Here is a 17003-nt window from a genome sequence, read left to right as displayed (position 1 = left end):
CCGAGAGGCCCGCCCCGCATGCGCCTGCAGCCGCTGCTGCTGACCGTGGACAGGATCAGCGCCTCCGTCGGCAAGCTGTTCGCCTGGCTGATCGTCGTGCTCACCGGCGCGATCTGCTACGAGGTCTTCGCGCGCTACCTGTTCCGCGCGCCCACGGCCTGGGCCTTCGACGTGTCGTACATGCTGTACGGCACGCTGTTCATGTGCGCCGGCGCCTACACCCTCTCGCGCGGGGGACACGTGCGGGCGGACTTCCTCTACCGCCTCATGCCGCCGCGGCGGCAGGCCGCCCTCGACCTCGCCCTCTACCTCCTCTTCTTCTTCCCGGCCATGCTGGCGCTGGTCCGCTACGGCTGGGACTTCTTCATCCAGTCCTACTGGCAGAACGAGCGCTCCGCCTTCAGCCCGGAGGGTCCGATCATCTGGCCCCTCAAGTTCGTCATTCCCGCCGTCGGCGTGCTGATGCTGCTGCAGGGCGCGGCCGAGGCGGCGCGGTGCGCGATCTGCCTCGGGCGGGGCCAGTGGCCGCCCAAGCTCTCCGACGTCGAGGAGATGGAAGCCCTTGCCGTGAAGCGCGCCGCCATGCTGCGCGCCGAGGGGGATGCGCAGCCGTGAGCGACCCCGTCCTCGGCATGGTGATGCTGGGAAGCTTCATTTTCGTCATCCTGCTCGGCTTCCCGGTCGCCTTCACGCTGATGGCGATGGGCCTCGGCTTCGGCTACCTCAGCATGCACGAGCGCGTCTTCGACCTGCTCGTCCAGCGCACCTACGCGGTGATGGCGAACGACGTGCTCATCTCGGTGCCGCTGTTCATCTTCATGGGCTACGTGATCGAGCGGGCGAACATCCTCGACCGGCTGTTCCGCAGCCTGCAGCTGGCCTCCGGCGGACTGCCCGGCTCGCTCGCGATCGCCACCCTCGCCACCTGCGCCCTGTTCGCGACCGCGACCGGCATCGTCGGTGCGGTGGTCACGCTGATGGGCCTGCTCGCCTTCCCGGCCATGCTGCGCGCCGGCTACGACACGAGGATCGCGGCCGGCGTGACCTGCGCGGGCGGCTGCCTCGGCATCCTGATCCCGCCCTCGATCATGCTGATCCTCTACGGCGCGACGGCGGGGGAGTCGGTGGTCCGGCTCTACGCCGCGGCGTTCGTGCCGGGGATCGGGCTGGCGCTGCTCTATATGCTCTACGTGCTGGGGCTCGCGGTCATGCGCCCCGCGACGGCGCCGCGGCTGCCGCCGGAGGAGCGCCGGGTGCCGTTCGGCGCCGTCCTGCTCGCGCTCGCCACCTCCTTCATGCCGCTCGCGGCGCTGATCATGGCGGTGCTGGGGGCGATCCTGCTCGGCCTCGCCACCCCCTCGGAGGCGGCGGCGATGGGCGCGCTCGGCGCCGTCCTGCTCGCCGCCCTCTACCGCGCGCTGAGCTTCGAGAAGCTGAAGGAGAGCGTGTTCCTCACCGCCCGCACCACCGCCATGGTGTGCTGGCTGTTCGTCGGCGCCTACATCTTCACCTCCGTCTTCGGCTACCTCGGCGGCCACCACGTGATCGAGCAGATCTTCGTCGAGCAGCTCAACCTATCGCCGGTGACGTTCCTGATCCTCACCCAGATCATCATCTTCCTGCTCGGCTGGCCGCTGGAGTGGTCCGAGATCGTGCTGATCTTCGTGCCGATCTTCCTGCCGCTGCTGCCGACCTTCGGGATCGACCCGGTGTTCTTCGGCGTCCTCGTCGCGCTGAACCTGCAGACCAGCTTCCTGACGCCGCCGGTGGCCATGGCGGCCTACTACCTGAAGGGCGTCGCGCCGCCGGAGGTGAGGCTGAGCCAGATCTTCGCCGGCACCCTCCCCTTCGTCGGCATCGTCATCCTCTCGATGGCGCTGCTCTACGTCTTCCCGGAGCTGGCCACCTGGCTGCCCGCCTACCTCTACGACCACGCACCGGGCGTGGCGGGCGAGAACGTGCTGGAGATCCCCGAGGGCGGCTTCCGGGTGGACGACGAGATGCCGAGCCTGCCGCCGCTGAACTGAGCGAAGAGGGAGGGAGACGGGTGCGGCAGGACTGGCGTCCGGAGGACGCGGCGCGCTGGCTGGCCGAGGCGGTGGAAACGGGGCATCCGCTCGCGCCCCTGTCGCCGGAGCTCGCCCCCGGCTCGGTCGGGGAGGGGGAGCGCGTCGCGCTCGCCGTGCTCGAGGAGCTGGGACTCGCTGCCTGCGGGCTGCGGCTGGCGCCAGGGCCGGGCGAGGGCGGCGCCGCGCGGTCGCTCGCCGGCCCCGTGATCGAGGGCCGCCTGCTGCCGGACAACGCCGCCATCGCCCTGCCGGCGCTGCGCCACGGCGCCGTCTCCGCCGCGGTGGTGGCGGTACTCGGCCGCGACCTGCCGGGCGGGACGGAGGACAAAGAGCCGCCGGCGTTCGCGGCGCTGCACCCGGCGATCGACATCGCCGCCAGCCGGTTCCGCGAGCCGCCGGAGACGCCGGCGCTGGTGGCGGCGGATCTCGGCGGGCTCGGCTTTCTCGTGGTCGGACGCGCCTTCGCCTCGCCGCCCGTCGCGCCGATCCCGGTCACGCTCGGCCCGGCGGGGGAGCGGCGCCGGCGCGGTGCCGGCGCGGTGCCCGTGGACCTGCATGCCGCGCTCCGTCCCGTGGCGGCGGCGGCGCGGCGGCTCGGCGGACTGCCGGCGGGCGCGCTGCTGGTCGCCGCCGGCCTGACCGCGCCGCCCCTGGCGCCGCAGCCCGGCCTCGCCCTGCGCGCGGGTTTCGGTACGCTCGGACGGGTGCGGGTGCGCTTCGAGGCGGGCTGAGGGCGCGTCATCCGCGTGAACCATGCCGGGACACGCTGCTGCTCGCCTGATGAAACGCCCGGAAGCCTGGCGGCCGATGCGCGGGCGCGGTGGTGCTGATCCGGGCGGATGTCGAGGCGGCGGGAATGCGCCGCCTGCGAGGCGGAAGGCGAACCGCCGGGTTGCGGGGCGGCTGCTCGCTTGGCCGATGTGCTGGACGGGATGGGCCGGGAGGCCGCGGCGCGGGCCGCCGGAACGGACCGGCAGACGCGGCGCCGCGGCGGCGGAGCCGCCGAACCTGCGCCGGCAGAAGGCAAGGCCGGGCCGCCCCACACCCCGCTTTGGACCCGGCCGGGCGCCTCCGGCCCCGGCTCGGGAGCGGTTCCTGTCCCCCTGCCGTTCCGCGACCCCGACGCCATCACCAACGGCGGCTGCGACGCCCGGAACCGCATACCCGCAGAGCCGGGAGGCATCGCATCTCCGACCGGCTTTCCCTGCCTCCGTTCGGTCAGGATTTCATGAGGCGGGTCTCCATCCTCCGGGGGCCGGCCGAACGAAAACGGCTCCCGCTCGTTGTCTGCCGAGCCGATTCACGCTCCCGGCTGTTCCCGGCCGTCCGTGATCTGCTCTAGCCCGCCCGCACGCCGATCCGGCGCACCAGATCGCCCCACCGCTCGCGCTCGCGGCGCACGCGTTCGGCGAACGCCTCGCCGGCCTCGAAGGTCGGCGTGAGACCCATCGGCTCCATCGTCCTTGCGACCTCGGGCGCGGCCAGCGCCTGCTCCAGCGCCGAGGTCAGCCGCGCCAGCACCGGCTGCGGCAGGCCGGCCGGCGCGGCGATGCCGAACCAGGGGATCGCCTCCGCGCGCTCCAGCCCCAGCTCGCGCATCGTCGGGACGTCGGGAAGCAGCGGGTTGCGCGTCGGCGCGTTGGTCGCGAGCGCGATCAGCCGCCCTTCGCGGATCGCCGGGATGGCGATGGAGTCGAACAGGAGCTGCACGCGGTTCGCCAGGAGGTCGGTCAGCGACGGCGCCGAGCCGCGATAGGGGACGTGCTCGATCTGGATGCCGGTCGCGTCCGCGAACAGCTCGCCGGAGAGCTGGGTGATGGTGCCGTTGCCCGCCGAGCCGAAACGCAGCCGGCCCGGATTCGCCCGGGCATAGGCGATCAGCCCCTGGACGTCGCGGAACGGCACCGAGGGATGCGCGGCGACCACGCCGTAGGCGACGCTGACCATGGCGACCGGCATCAGGTCCTTCGCCGGGTCGTAGGGCAGGCTCATGACGTGCGGGCTGATGGTCAGGATCGCCGTCGGGAACAGCAGCAGCGTGTAGCCGTCGGGCGCGGAGCGCGCGACGTGCGCGGCGCCGATGCTGCCGCCGGCGCCGGGGCGGTTCTCCACCACCACGGTCTGGCCGAGGATCTCGGTGAGCTTCTGCGCCACCGGCCGCGCCGAGAGGTCGGTGGTGCCGCCCGGCGGATAGGGCGCGACCAGCGTGATCGTCCGCGTCGGCCAGCCCGGCTGCTGCTGCGCGCGCGCCGCGACCGGGCCGAGGCCCGCGGCCGCGAGCGCGCCGCCACCGGCCAGGGCCGCAAGCGTCCGGCGGCCGACGGGCTTGTCGTGCGTCATCGTGACGTCTCCCTCCCTTGGTTTGCCTGGCTCCTTAGCACGGCGCGCGCGTCCACGGCGATTCCTCCCTCTCCGCCCGCCCGCAGGACGAGCGGGTTGACGTCGAGCTCGGCGAGGCGCGGTCCGAGATCGGCGGCGAGCCAGGACAGCCGCACCAGCGCCTCCGCCGCCGCGGCGGCGTCGGCCGGGGGCCGCCCGCGCGCGCCCGCGAGCACGGGCCAGAGGCGCAGGCGGCGCAGCATCGCCTCCGCGTCCGCCGGCGACAGCGGCGCCGGGGCGAGCTGCACGTCGCGCAGCAGCTCGACCAGCACGCCGCCGAGGCCGACCATCACCATGGGGCCGAAGTCGGGGTCGTGGCGCGCGCCGAGGATCAGCTCGGCGATGCCGCCCCGCGCCATCTCCTGCACCAGGCAGCCTTCCATGGTGCCCGGCGCGGCGCGCTCCAGCGCGGCGGCGACCCCGGCGAAGGCGGCGCGCACGGCGGCGGCGTCGGCGAGGCCGAGGCGCACCAGGCCGAGGTCGCTCTTGTGCACCACGGCGCGGCTGACGCCCTTCAGCGCCACGGGGTAGCCGATCGCCTCGGCCGCCCGCACCGCCGCGTCGGCGTCGGCGGCAAGGCGCTCGCGCGTCGTCGGGATGCCGTAGGCGGCGAGCAGGCGCTTGGCCTCGGCCTCCGTCAGCATGCCGCCGGGCAGGCCCGCCGGCGCGGGGAGCGGCCCGGCGCCCGCGGGGCGGGCGGGCGGCGGCAGGCCGGCGCGGGCGCGGCCCTCCGCCTCGGCCTCCAGCGCGCGCAGCACGGCGAGGGCGTCGGCGGCGCGGTCGTAGTACGGGAAGTCCGCCGCGCGCATCGCGGCGCGCGCCTCGTCGCCCACCGCGCCGGCGCCCATCACGTAGAGCAGCGGCATGTCCCCCTCGCGCGCCAGCGGCGGCAGCAGCGCGGCGTTCGCGGCCATGCGCGGGCCGGTGGTCATCGGCACGACGATCGCGCCGATGTCGGGATCGGCCATGAAGGCGCGCAGCACGGCGCCGATGCCGGCCTCCGAGGTGCCGTCCCGGAAATTGCCCGTGTCCACCGGGAGATGCAGGTGCGAGGGCGGCAGCCACTGCGCCAGCGCCGCCTTCGTCGCGTCCGAGATCGCGGCGAGGCGCAGGCCCGCCTCGGGAAGCTGGTCCACCAGGATCGCGGTGCTGCCGCCCGAGCCCGCCATCACCGCCACGCCCCGCCCCGGCGCGCGGAGGCGCGGCAGGCGGTCGAGCGCGTCGGCGGCGAGGACCATCGGCACCCAGTCGTCGAGCAGCACCGCGCCGGCGTCGCGGCAGACCGCCGCGAAGGCCTCGTAGGAGCCGGCAAGGCTCGCGGTGTGCGAGCGCGCGGCCTGCACCCCCGCCGCGCTGCGCCCGGCCTTGACGACGAGCACCGGCTTGCCCGCCGCGCGCGCCTGGTGCAGCAGCGCGCGGAACCGGGCGGGGCTGCGCAGGCCCTCGACGTAGAGGGCGATCACGCGCGTCGCCTCGTCCGCGATCAGGTAGTCGAGGAAGTCGCAGAGCTCGAGGTCGGCCTGGTTGCCGACCGAGACGCAGCGGCTGAACCGCGCCCCGTAGTCGTGGGCGAGCGAGACCAGCGTGCCCATCAGCGCGCCGGACTGGCTGACCACGCCGATGCCGCCCGGGGCGAAGGCGTCGGCCTCGAGCGCGAGGCTCGAGCTCAGCATCGCCCGGTCCACCGGGTTGAAGATGCCGAGGCAGTTCGGGCCGAGGAGGCGCATCCCCGCGCCGCGCGCGATGCCGACGATGCGCTCCTGCAGCGTCGCCCCGTCCGGGCCGGCTTCCGCGAGCTTGGCGGTGATGACGATGCAGGCGCCGACCCCCGCCCCGGCGGCCTCCGCGATCTGCGCCTCGAGATGCGCCACGGGCACGGCGAGGATCGCGACGTCCACCGGGCCGGGCGCGGCGGCGAGGCGGGGGAAGGCGGGGAGCCCGCGGATCGCCGGGCGGTTCGGGTTGATCGGCAGGAGCCGCCCCGGATAGCCGTGCTTGATGAGGTAGTGGAATACCCGGCCGCCGAACTTGCCGACGTCGTCCGAGGCGCCGACCACGGCGACCGAGCGCGGGCTGACGATGCGCGCGAGCGGGATGCGGTCCGGCGGCGGTGCGTTCGCGGTCATGGCGCCCCCGCGGCGGCCTACCAGGCCAGGTCGAGCAGGTGGCGGACCACCGTCGCGCTCGCGATCGGCCGCGGATTGGCGGGGATGTAGCGGTCGTGCATGGACTCCGCCGCGATGCGGTCGAGCAGCTCCGCCGGCACGCCGACGTCGCGCAGGCGCCGCGGCAGGCCGAGCCGCGCGATCAACTCCGCCACAGCATCGCCGGCAGGCATGCCGGGCCGGCCCAGCGCCTCGCTCACCAGCGCCTGGCGCGCGGCGTTCGCCGGCGCGTTGAAGCGCAGCACGTGCGGCAGCATGACGCAGGAGGTGTAGCCGTGCGGCACGCCCGCGGTGCCGCCGAGCACGTGCCCGATGCCGTGGCTCGCCCCCTTCGCCACGCCCGCCTGCGATCCGACCATGGACATCCAGGCGCCGAGCTGGCAGTCGAGGCGCGCCGCGAGGTCCGCCGGGTCCTCCCGCACCGCCGGCAGCCCGCGCGCGAGCAGCCGGAGCGCGTGCAGCGAGGCGCCGTCCGAGAAGGGCTGCGCGTTGACGGAGCAGAGGTCCTCCACCGCATGGTCCACGGCGCGGATGCCGGTGGAGAGGAACAGCCATTGCGGCGTGTGCACCGTCACCGCCGGGTCGAGGATGACGGCGCGCGGCATCATCGTCGGATGGGCGTAGCTCTGCTTCACCTGCCGCGCCGTGTCGGTGCAGCCCGCGGTGGCAGAGAACTCGCCGGCCGAGAGCGTGGTCGGGATCGCGACCGCGCGCAGCGGCGAGGGCCTCGCCGGCGGGCGGACCAGCGTGCCGCCCGGCTCCATCCGCGCGGCGAAGGCGTCGAGCTGCGCCGGGTCGGTCACGTCGTTGCCGAGGCAGAACCCGACCATCTTCGCCCCGTCGGTCACCGAGCCGCCGCCGAGGGTGACGATCAGGTCGGCCTTCGCCTCGCGCGCCGCGTTGGCGGCGGCGACGACGTCGGTGCGCGGCGAGTGCGCGCCCATGCGCGTCCAGACGCCGGCCAGCCGCGCGCCGAGCGCCTCCTGCGCCCGGCGCACGACGTCGGTCTCGCGCGACAGCGTGCCGCCCGCCATCAGGAACGCGGCACGGGCGCCGAGGCGCTCCGCCTCCTCGGCCAGCACCTCCGCGAAGGGCCGGCCGTAGGTCACGCACTCCATCGGCGGATAGCGGTAGGTCCCGGTCTGCATCGCTCCTGCCCCTCCTTGCGCCGGCAGAGGAGGCTACGCAGGCGCGGCCGGATTGTCACACGCCGGCCGGGCGCCGCCTACTGCGCCGCCTCCGCGTCGCGGCCGCCGGCGACCCGCTCGTAGTGGCGGTAGTACTTGTCGGTGACCAGGTCCGTCTTCACGACGACGGAGACGTCGGTGGTGTTGAACTGGTGGTCCAGCACCGCCCCCTCGCCGACGAAGCCGCCCAGCCGCAGATAGCCCTTGACGAGCGGCGGCAGCGCGCCCAGTGCGGCGCGCGCGTCGATCGCCGCAGGATCGAGCCGGCGCATCTCCACGTAGCGCTCGGGCAGCGCCCGCGGGCGCAGCGCCTCCGGTGCCAGGTGGTTCGCGTGCAGGTAGGTGAGCTGCGCGGCCAGCGCGTCGAGGTCGGTGCCCGGCAGCGAGGCGCAGCCGAACATCAGGTCGATGCGGTGCATGAACACGTAGGCCGCGATGCCGCGCCACAGGAGCTGCAGCGCCGCGCGGGTGCGGTAGGCCGCATCCACGCAGGAGCGGCCGAGCTCGAGGATGTTGCCCGGATAGGCCTCGATCCGCGCGATGTCGTACTCGGCGGCGGAGTAGAAACGGCCGATGCGCGCCGCCGCGGGGCGGCGGATCAGGCGGTAGGTGCCGACCACGCCCTCCGGCCCCGCGCCGCGGTCGTGGTCCACGACCAGCAGGTGGTCGGCGACCGAATCGTACTCGTCGCGGTCGCGGCGCGTGGCGGCGGTCGTCGCGTCGGGACGCGCGCCGCGCTCCTCGTAGAAGACACGATAGCGCAGCGCCAGGGCGGCGTCGAGCTCGGCCTCGGTCGCCGCGATGCGCACGCCGAGGTTGCCGGCGCGCAGCTCGCCGAAGCCGGGCGAGCGGAAGGCCTCGTCGGCAAGGCCGGGGCCAAGGGGCCGGGTCATGCGCGGTGGCCGCCCCGTCCGCCGCCGGCGCGGCGCGGGTCCCGCGCGGCCGCCGCGGCATCGGCCCGCGCGGCGGCGTCCTGCGGCGCCGGCGGGGCGGCGTCGGCGGCGCGCCGCCGGCCGAACAGCTCGACGCGGTGGCCGACCAGCTCGAAGCCGAGCCGCGCGGCGATCTCCCGCGCCAGCGAGGTGTGCGCGGCGGCCTCGAACTCGATCACCCGGCCGGTGTCGACGTCGATGAGGTGCAGGTGGTGGCCGTGCTCGGTCGGCTCGTAGCGCGCGCGGCCGCCGCCGAAGTCGTGACGCTCGAGGATGCCGACCTCCTCCAGCAGCCGCACGGTGCGATAGACGGTGGCGATCGAGATCCGCGCGTCGCGCGCGCGGGCGCGGCGGTAGAGCTCCTCGACGTCCGGATGGTCGCTGGAGTCGGAGAGCACCTGCGCGATCACCCGCCGCTGCCCCGTCATCTTCAGGCCGCGCGCGACGCAGAGGCGCTCGATGCGCGACGGCTCCGGAGCAGGCGGATGTGCGGGCGCCGACGCGGCGCGGGCCGCGCGGGCGGAGCGCGCCGCGGTCGCGGCGGGCTTCGGAGGCTCGGGGCGCGTGTCCATGCCGATGCCGGGGGTCCCTTCTGAAGCGCGCGTGCGGCCGCTCTGCGGGCCGGGAGCCGCCGGCCGGCGCGTCGCCGGCGCGCTCCCCACCCGTGGCCTGCACTGCGGGCGCGACCCGACCATAGACGCCCGGCGCCGGATCGGCCACCGGCAGCGCCCGGCTGCCCGCCGCACCGACCCGGTCCCGGTGCGGGCCACGCCGTGCCTGCCGTCGCGCGTTCGCCGGCCGGGGTCCGCGCCGCGACGCGGCGTCCGGCCGGCCTCAGCCCGCGGCCGAGGGCGCCGCAGCGGCCTTGCTCCGCCCCCCGCGCCCGGCAGGGCGGCCCGCGGCGGCCCGCGGCTTGGTGCCGAGGCCGATCTTCTTGGCCAGGACGGAGCGGTGCTTGGCGTAATTCGGCGCGACCATCGGGTAGTCGGGCGGCAGACCCCAGCGCTCCCGATACTGCTCCGGCGTCATATTGTAGGCTGTCTTGAGGTGCCGCTTCAGCATCTTCAGCTTCTTGCCGTCCTCGAGGCAGACCAGATAGTCGGGCGTGACCGACTTCTTGATCGGCACGGCCGGCTGCGGACGCTCGGGCTGCTGCGGCTGGGGCTGGCCGACATTCGAAAGCGTACGATAAACGTCCTGGATCAGGTTGGGCAGATCCGCGAGAGCCACCGAATTGTTCGAGACATGGGCGGCGACGATCTCCGCCGTCAGTCCAAGCAGGTCAGCCCTGGTGCCAGTGTCAGACATGTTCGATTCCTCTTCGCCTCCCCGCGCGCCACACCATATGCACGGACGCAGAAGTTCCGCAATGGCGCCCCAGTCATGATTTCGAAGGTTCCGCCGGCATTGAACCCGGAAGAACTCGCAGCCGACCGTCGGCTCGACATCACCGGAGAGACTTGCCCGATGACCTTCGTCCGAACCCGGTTGGAGCTGGATCGGATGCAGCCCGGCAACACCCTCCTGGTGCTGCTGCGCGGCGCCGAACCCCGGGGGAACGTGCCCCGCACCGCGGCCGAGCAGGGCCACGAGGTGCTGTCGCTGCGCGACGGCGAGGACGGCATCACCCGGCTGCTGATCCGCAAGAAGGCAGGCTGAGCGCGAGCACCAGCGCGTCGCTGCCGTCGGCGTAGTAGCGGCGGCGCCGGCCGCGCCCGGCGAAGCCCGCGGCGGCGTAGAGGGCGCGCGCCGCCCGATTGGCCTCGGAGACCTCGAGGAACAGGGTGCGGGCGCCGCGCGCCGCGGCCTCGCCGATCGCACCGCGAAGCAGCGCCGCGCCGATCCCCTGTCGCCGCCGCTCGGGCGGCACGGCGAGGGTGAGGATCTCGGCCTCCTCCGCCACGACGCGGACAAGCACGAATCCGGCCGGGTCCGCGCCGCCATCCGCGGCGGCGCAGAGCGCGAAGCTGCCGGGCAGCGCCAGCATCACCGCGATCGCCTCGGGGCCCCAGGCCTCGCCGGCGGGGAAGGCCAGGCGGTGCAGCTCGGCGAGCAGCGGCGCCGATCCGGCGCCGGCCGGCATCACCGCCACCGGCCCCGAGGTGCGCGAGATCACGCCGCGGGCGCGGGCCGCGGCGCGCGCAGGGCGGGCGGCTCGCCATAGAGCGGCTCCTCCGCCGCGCGCGGCGGCAGGGCGCCGGCGAGCCGGCGCAGCGCGACGCGCCCGAGCGGCACCGCGTCGGGCAGCCGCGCCTCGCTGAGCAGCGCGTCGGCGCCGCGCGCGAGCAGCCGCGCGGCGACCCCCGGCGCGGCATCCCCCGCCACCGCGACGGGGCCGGCCGGCATCGGCAGGTCGCGCTCGGCGAAAGCCGCGGGCAGCCCTTCCGGCAGCGCGGCGCCAGGGGCGAAGCGTTCGAGCATGATCCGGCCGCGCCTGGTGTCGAGCGCGGCCCAGACCGCGCGGCCGCGTCGCTCCTCCTCGGTCAGCGCGGCGACCAAGGCCTCGCCGGTGGTCACGCCGACCACCGGCAGCCCGCCGGCGCCGAAGGCGATGCCCTGCGCCAGGGCAAGCGCCGCGCGCAGGCCGGTGAAGCCGCCGGGCCCGACCCCGACCGCGACGGCGCGCAACGCCGGCGCCGCCAGTCCCGCCTCCTCCAGCACGCGCGCCGCGAGGGGGGGCAGCAGCGCGGCGTGGCCGCGCTCGGCCTGGGCGGCGGCCGCGGCCAGGACCCTCCCCTCCGCGTCCAGCACGGCGGCCGAACAGCGGGCGAGCGAACCGTCGAGCGCGAGGATCGGCATGGCTGTTCCCGTGAGGCCGGGGATATAGGGCGCGCGCGCCGAGGGCGACAGCCGGGCGAAAACGGCTCCACCGTGCCGCCCGGCTGTCTCAGCCCGCCGCGATCGGCCCTATGCGACCGCGGCGGGCGGCGTCTCCGCACCCTCGGTCAGGTGCGCGCCCTGCCTGCGCAGCGCCGCCCGCACCTCGCGCACCTCCACCGCCCGCGGCGGCACGCCGCGCGCCGCCGCGATCGCCGCCGCCACGCCCGCCGCCTGGCCGGTCAGCCAGCACTGCGGGATCTCGCGCAGGAAGGAGTGCGAGGTCGCGTCGCAGGACAGATGCCGCCCGGGCGCGAGCAGCCCGTCCAGCCGCTCCGGCACCAGCGCGCCGTAGGGCACGCTGACGTTCGGGAATTTCGGCGACAGCGAGGGCGAGACGCCGATCTCGTCCGCCGCCACCCGCCCGTCCCAGCACGCGCGCGTCACGCTCGCCACGCCGCGCAGCCGCCGCGCATGGCGCACGCCGAGCTGCGGCGCGGAGAGCATCAGGAACGCGTTCTCGAAGCCCGGGCAGTGCGCGCGGTAGAAGCGCAGGTGCTCGACCATCAGGCGGTGGCTGCGCACCTCCACCTCGGAGAGGTCCTCGACGTCGAGCGCCGAATAGCCGGCGAGGCGCGGGCCCATGAACAGCGCCACGTCGTCGCGCCAGGAGACGAAGGCCTTGTCGAAGAACCCGACCGCCTCCTTGCCGCGGCGCATGAACTCGGCGAACTCGGCCGGGGCCTCGGCGCGCCAGCGCAGGTAGCGCGGCATGTCCACGCCGCCGAACAGCCAGGCGGTGTTGATGCAGTGGTGGATGTCGCGCGCATCTATGTCGTCGGCGAAGGCGGCGCCGGCGCGGGCGAACAGGTCGCCGTCGCCCGTCGCGTCCACCGTCACGCGGGCGAGCACGGCGCGGCGGCCCTGCTTGCTCTCGAAGATAGCGCCCTCCACCGCGCCGGACCCGCCGATCACCGGCTGCGCGCCCCAGGCGTGGAAGACCGGGTGGGCGCCGGATTCGAGCAGCAGGTCGAGGCTCGCCGCCTTCAGCCATTCCGGGTCGCAGGTCGGCGAATGGGTGACGATGCCGTGGAAGGCGGCGGTGCGGAGCTGCCACCAGGCGGCCGTCGCCGCGTCGCGCGAGCCCCAGTCGGCGCGCGGCGGGCCCGCCAGCGCGCCCTTCGGCAGGCGGTCGAGCAGCTCCTCGGCGAAGCCGCGGATCACCAGCCGGCCGTCCCAGTCCGTCATCCGGTCGATCCAGATGACGAGGCCGCCCGTCGAGAGGCCGCCGAGATGGTTGTGGCGCTCGAGCAGGATGGTGCGCGCGCCGAGCCGGGCCGCCGCGACCGCCGCCGCGGTGCCGGCCGGTCCGCCGCCCACCACAAGCACGTCGCATTCCGCGTGCACCGGCACCTCGCGCGCCGGCTCGGCGATGCTACGCCGGGCGGGGGCGGGGCGCCCCGCGGCCCGGCGCGCGGCGGCGGTACCGGCCTCGAACACCTCCGACTGGAAGAACAGGCGCCCGCCCTCGGCGGGGCCGGGCGGGGTCACGGGATCGCTGGTCATGCGGGACCGGGAGCCTCCTCACGGGGCGCCGGCCGGCGGGGCCGGGCGTCCCGCCATTGCACGCCGCCGCGCCTTGCGCGACAAGGTGGGTGCCCCGGCCCGCGCGCTGCCGCGGCGGGGCCCGCGCATCGCCCGTGCCGCCACCCCGGCCGACCGCCAGGGAACCAAGAGGACCGTCGCATGGACTGGATCTGGAGGAACACCCTTCTCGCCGCCGCGATCTCCGCGGTCGTCGCGATCCTCCTCTACCTGGTGGGCCTGCCCCAGTATGCCGCCTTCGCCTTCATGGTGCTCGGCACGCTGCTGATGATGCACTGCGAGGCCACGCGCAGCGAGAACTGAGCGGCACCGCCCGGACCGGCGGGACCGGCTCGCGGCTCAGACCCGGAACCGGTACTGGGCGCCCGGCTTGCGCTCGATGCCGGGCGGGAAGCTCGCGCGCTTGTCGGCGTGGTAGCGGGCGCGGTGATCGCGCCCGAGGGGCGGTCGCAGGTGAGATAGGGGATGCGCCGGCAGGCCCGCGCGGCGAGGTTCGCCTTCGGCGCGTGCGGCACGCGGATGGATGCCCTCGCTTGCGGACCGCGGCGGGATCGCGCGGATGCGCGCGCCACATCGTCCTCGGCGCCGGGCGCGCCCCCCCGGCGCGTCGCCGCTGCCGCGAAAGGCAGGGCGGGCCGCAGCCCGCTGACCCGGCGCGCGGGCATCGCGTGTCCCCGCCCTGCGGAGATCCCCCTGGCCCGCGGGGAAACCGCAACGCCGCCGCACCGTCACCCGGCAAGTCCACGCGGAGCCGACCGGCGCCGGTCCGCGGCGAAGGCCCCGCCGGACGGAACGGGCGGCGCCAAGCGGCACCGCCCGGGCCGGCGACGCCGCCCGCCGCCCGAGCGCGGCGAAACGTCCGGCCCGCCGCGCGTCAGCGGGTGACGGCGAGCAGCGCCGCACGAACGGCGGAGACTGCCTTGCTTCCGTCGCGGAACGCCTGGTCGCTGGAAGGCTCCGCAACCGCAGCGCGCGACAATCCCGGCACGCCGTCCGAGGCATTGGCCGGCGGCGCAGGGGGCGTCGCGCCCGTCACCATCGCCGGCGCGGCGCGCGCCGGCAGCCCCATCGCCGAGGGCGCGAGGCGGGCCTCCCCCGGACCGGCCCCGGCGATGGAGGGCGGCGGCGCGGCGACGCGCGCGTCGCCCGCGGTGGCCGCGCCGTTCCGCGGCGGCGGCCCGGAGTCGCGTGCCGCCGCCGGGTCGTGCGCAGGGCCGGGGGCCTCGACGCGGCCGAGCAGCAGTTCCTCGGTCGGCGGCTCCGCGTCGGGGCCGCCGCCGCTGTACAGCCCGATCACGCGGCGGACCGCCTCGAGCTTCTGGAAGGTCGGCGTCGCCCGCAGTTCGACAAGGAGCTGCCGCTCCTCGGTCCGAAGCAGGGCGAGGAGATTACTGGACATGCTCACCCCCATGCACCAGCGGACAAAACCTTAGACGACTGTCGGCGAAGTCACAACGGCCGGGGGTCCTCGCGACGCCAGGCTGTGTCCCCTGGGCCACGGCACGCGGGCGCGCACCGCTCCCCCACGGGATCGCCTCCCTGCCGTCCAATGCCTTCCTGCCGTCCAATTTCGATCGTCTCGTCGCGCGATCCTCGATTCACGCTACGGCTCGCGCGACATTCGCGCTATGCTTTCATTCCATGCACGATTGTCTGCAGGACGCAGTGCGCGGACGTCTCGTCCGATTCCTGAAGGCGCGCCTGGCGCGCCGCATCCCTCTGGGCGGTACGGTTTTCACGGCGCTCGCTGAGACCGCGGCGGCGGCGCCCGGCGAGGGCCACACCTTCTGCGCCGACAGCAACGCGAAGGCGGCCGAGCTTCTCGTCCATCCCGCGCTGTGGAACGAGGATCCGGAGTTCGCCGCGGGCCTGCTCGACTTCGTGCTGGCGATGGGCGGCGGCCCGGGCGGATCCGACGCGCCCGCCGCGGCGCCGCTGCTCCGCCGCGTGGTGGTGCCGCCGCCCGGACCGGCCGGGGCGCCGCCGCCGGGGGCAGGCGCCGCGCCGATCCTCGTCCTCTCGGAGAATCCGCGCGACTTCGCCGTCCGCACCCCGATGCACGAGTATGCGGGCGACCTGGCGCGCGGCCTGGTGGTGCAGTCCGTGCGCTCGGCCGGCCCCGGCGGGGCGGCGATCCGCCACACCGGCAACCTGTTCGAGCTGACGCATCGCGGCCGCCGCTACTGCCTCGACGTCGAGGACGCGATCGCCGAGTACGGGATCGAGCGCACCGCGGCGGGCGGCGTGCGGCTCCACCATGCCGGCCCGGTCGTCGCCCGGGCCGGGCGCTTCGGCAACGCGCTGCGCTTCGGCACCCTGCGCTACGAGTACGAGATCGCGCCGGACCGTCCCGCCCTGCTGCGCCTCACCGTGCGCTTCACCCCGGCTCCCGGCATGGCGGCCGAGATCTCGCGGCTGCGCGTCACCACCGCCTGCGACGACCTCAGCCTGGACGGCAGCCAGGCCTTCGAGGCGGTGCACGTGGACGCGCCGGAGCCCGCCCGCAGCCCGTCCCGGCGCCATGCCGATCTGCCGCCGGGCACCAGCACGGTGGCCGAAGGCGCCGCGGGGCTGGTCTGCCTCGCGCAGGAGGGGCGGCCACCGGGTTTCGCCCACGGCCTTTACATCCGCCCGCTCGATCCGGAGCGCATGCTCAGCGTCAAGGCGGCGGTGCAGCGGCGCGGCCGCCTGCACTGGGTGCTCACCCGCTACGCGGCGGAGACGCTGGAGGAGCAGGAGAGCCTGACCGCCCGCGAGGACCGGCTGCTGGTCGGCGGCGGCCTGCATGCCGACCCTGCGGCGCGCGCGGCGCTGATCGCCCTCGCCGGCTCGGCCCCGCCGGGGACGGATCTCAGCCTCTGCCTCGACCAGGGGGCGGTGCTGAACGCGGTGGCGACGCACCTGCTGCTCGCCGCCGGCGGGCACTACCGCCGCCCGCCGCCGCCGGAGCGCCAGGCGCGGCTGCGCGCCTGGTGCGAGGGTCGGATCGAGGCCTATTTCGCGGCCCTGGCGCCGGAGCGGCCGGGCGCGACGGCTCGCGTCTATTCGCGGGAGCTGGCCTTCGTCGCCCTGGCGCTCGACTGCCTCTGGCGGCTCACCGGGGAGCGGCGCCACCGCGCCCGGCTGGGCCAGGCGGTGGACCTGCTGCTCGGCCTGCTGCGCGACGCCGAGGAGGATCCCGCCCTGCCGCCGGCCGAGGCGGCGTTCCGCGACGCCTGGTCGACCGTCGCCTATCTCGACTGCCATGCCGCGGCGGTGCTCGCTCTCGCCCGGGTGGCGCTGCATCGCGACGATCCGCGCCTCGGACCGGCGCTGCGCCGGGCGCTCGCGGCGATCCGCCTGGCCACCGGCACGGCGCGGGAGGGCGCGCGCCGGGTGGTGTTCGACAGCGTGGCGGTGCGCAGCCGGGAGCCGGAAGGCGGCTGGGCCGAGGACATCGGCGTCTGGAGCTACAAGCTCGCTCTCACCCTGCGCGCCCTGCGCGCGGTGCAGGCCGCCGCCGCGGCCGGCGCGATCGCGCTGGAAGGGACGGAGACGGCCCGACTCGGCTTCCTTGCCACGCTCTGCCTGGACCTGCTGCGCGACCGCATCCGGCTCGAGGGCGATGCCCTCGAGGTGCGGCCGGGGCCGCTGACCGAGGCGACCAGCGCGGAGACCCAGGTCTGGACCGTCCTCGCGCTGATGCCGACCGATGCGCCGATCGCCCGCACCGCCCCGGGGCTGGCGGCGGCCGGCCATGCGGCGCCGGGCGAGGCGACCGGGAAGGCGGCGATGGACGCCGCCGCCTGATCGCGGCGACAGTGGTCGCGGACCGATGCGGGGGCCGCGCACGCGGCCGGCGGCCCATGC

General features: G+C 75.6%; 16 protein-coding genes. 6 read left to right on the top strand and 10 right to left on the bottom strand.

The window, feature by feature from the left end:
• The first annotated feature begins 18 nt into the window (after positions 1 to 18).
• The 3 genes from IEX99_RS03445 to IEX99_RS03435 are packed head-to-tail and all read left to right on the top strand — an operon-like array spanning position 19 to position 2800.
• Positions 19 to 615 carry a TRAP transporter small permease subunit gene (locus IEX99_RS03445; RefSeq protein WP_229677784.1) on the top strand — a complete coding sequence of 199 codons (597 nt, stop codon included), beginning with the start codon at positions 19 to 21 and terminating at the stop codon, positions 613 to 615.
• The gene (locus IEX99_RS03440; RefSeq protein WP_188898510.1) at positions 612 to 2027 is read left to right on the top strand and encodes a TRAP transporter large permease; all 1416 of its coding nucleotides are present in this window, start codon (positions 612 to 614) and stop codon (positions 2025 to 2027) included. The genes IEX99_RS03445 and IEX99_RS03440 overlap by 4 nt, the downstream gene beginning before the upstream one ends.
• Positions 2028 to 2047: 20 nt before the next feature.
• On the top strand, positions 2048 to 2800 hold the full coding sequence (locus IEX99_RS03435; RefSeq protein ID WP_188898508.1) for a hypothetical protein: 753 nt from the start codon (positions 2048 to 2050) through the stop codon (positions 2798 to 2800).
• Positions 2801 to 3407: 607 nt separating this feature from the next.
• On the opposite strand, the gene IEX99_RS03430 is transcribed toward IEX99_RS03435, so the two are convergent.
• From IEX99_RS03430 to IEX99_RS03405, 6 genes are all read right to left on the bottom strand, one after another.
• Complete coding sequence (locus tag IEX99_RS03430; protein WP_188898506.1) at positions 3408 to 4409, bottom strand: Bug family tripartite tricarboxylate transporter substrate binding protein; 1002 nt, start codon at positions 4407 to 4409, stop codon at positions 3408 to 3410.
• Positions 4406 to 6574, bottom strand: a complete 2169-nt coding sequence (locus tag IEX99_RS03425; protein ID WP_188898504.1) for an acetate--CoA ligase family protein — start codon at positions 6572 to 6574, stop codon at positions 4406 to 4408. Before IEX99_RS03425 ends, IEX99_RS03430 begins: the two co-directional genes overlap by 4 nt.
• A gap of 17 nt (positions 6575 to 6591) precedes the next feature.
• Positions 6592 to 7761: an iron-containing alcohol dehydrogenase gene (locus IEX99_RS03420; protein WP_188898502.1), complete on the bottom strand. Its 1170-nt coding sequence runs from the start codon at positions 7759 to 7761 to the stop codon at positions 6592 to 6594.
• A gap of 77 nt (positions 7762 to 7838) precedes the next feature.
• Positions 7839 to 8693 (bottom strand): GNAT family N-acetyltransferase, encoded by an 855-nt coding sequence (locus tag IEX99_RS03415; protein WP_188898500.1) that lies wholly within the window; start codon positions 8691 to 8693, stop codon positions 7839 to 7841.
• Positions 8690 to 9304: a Fur family transcriptional regulator gene (locus tag IEX99_RS03410; RefSeq protein ID WP_188898498.1), complete on the bottom strand. Its 615-nt coding sequence runs from the start codon at positions 9302 to 9304 to the stop codon at positions 8690 to 8692. The genes IEX99_RS03415 and IEX99_RS03410 overlap by 4 nt, the downstream gene beginning before the upstream one ends.
• 262 nt (positions 9305 to 9566) lie before the next feature.
• Positions 9567 to 10040: a MucR family transcriptional regulator gene (locus IEX99_RS03405; protein WP_188898496.1), complete on the bottom strand. Its 474-nt coding sequence runs from the start codon at positions 10038 to 10040 to the stop codon at positions 9567 to 9569.
• Between the two features lie 159 nt (positions 10041 to 10199).
• Here IEX99_RS03405 and IEX99_RS03400 point away from each other — a divergent pair, with 159 nt between their 5' ends.
• A complete protein-coding gene (locus IEX99_RS03400) occupies positions 10200 to 10391 on the top strand; it encodes a sulfurtransferase TusA family protein (protein WP_456304518.1) in 192 nt (63 codons plus the stop codon).
• Here IEX99_RS03400 and rimI read toward each other — a convergent pair.
• The 3 genes from rimI to IEX99_RS03385 all read right to left on the bottom strand — a co-directional run bounded on the left by rimI (position 10357) and on the right by IEX99_RS03385 (position 13115).
• Positions 10357 to 10848, bottom strand: a complete 492-nt coding sequence (rimI, locus tag IEX99_RS03395) for a ribosomal protein S18-alanine N-acetyltransferase (RefSeq protein WP_308421466.1) — start codon at positions 10846 to 10848, stop codon at positions 10357 to 10359. The two genes, IEX99_RS03400 and rimI, sit on opposite strands and share 35 nt — an antisense overlap.
• Positions 10845 to 11531 carry a tRNA (adenosine(37)-N6)-threonylcarbamoyltransferase complex dimerization subunit type 1 TsaB gene (gene tsaB / locus IEX99_RS03390; RefSeq protein WP_188898492.1) on the bottom strand — a complete coding sequence of 229 codons (687 nt, stop codon included), beginning with the start codon at positions 11529 to 11531 and terminating at the stop codon, positions 10845 to 10847. Before tsaB ends, rimI begins: the two co-directional genes overlap by 4 nt.
• A gap of 108 nt (positions 11532 to 11639) precedes the next feature.
• Positions 11640 to 13115 (bottom strand): FAD-dependent oxidoreductase, encoded by a 1476-nt coding sequence (locus IEX99_RS03385; RefSeq protein WP_188898490.1) that lies wholly within the window; start codon positions 13113 to 13115, stop codon positions 11640 to 11642.
• A gap of 180 nt (positions 13116 to 13295) precedes the next feature.
• On the opposite strand from IEX99_RS03385, the gene IEX99_RS03380 reads away from it, so the two are divergent.
• Complete coding sequence (locus IEX99_RS03380) at positions 13296 to 13457, top strand: hypothetical protein (protein ID WP_188898488.1); 162 nt, start codon at positions 13296 to 13298, stop codon at positions 13455 to 13457.
• A gap of 571 nt (positions 13458 to 14028) precedes the next feature.
• On the opposite strand, the gene IEX99_RS03375 is transcribed toward IEX99_RS03380, so the two are convergent.
• Positions 14029 to 14553 carry a hypothetical protein gene (locus IEX99_RS03375; RefSeq protein ID WP_188898485.1) on the bottom strand — a complete coding sequence of 175 codons (525 nt, stop codon included), beginning with the start codon at positions 14551 to 14553 and terminating at the stop codon, positions 14029 to 14031.
• A 266-nt stretch (positions 14554 to 14819) separates the two neighbouring features.
• Between IEX99_RS03375 and IEX99_RS03370 the strand changes: the two genes are divergently transcribed.
• A complete protein-coding gene (locus IEX99_RS03370; protein WP_188898483.1) occupies positions 14820 to 16943 on the top strand; it encodes a hypothetical protein in 2124 nt (707 codons plus the stop codon).
• Positions 16944 to 17003 lie beyond the last annotated feature (60 nt).

This window comes from Caldovatus sediminis, assembly GCF_014644455.1.
In the GTDB taxonomy this organism is placed as follows: Bacteria; Pseudomonadota; Alphaproteobacteria; order Acetobacterales; family Acetobacteraceae; genus Caldovatus; species Caldovatus sediminis.
This window is presented reverse-complemented; position numbering and strand designations above follow the sequence as displayed.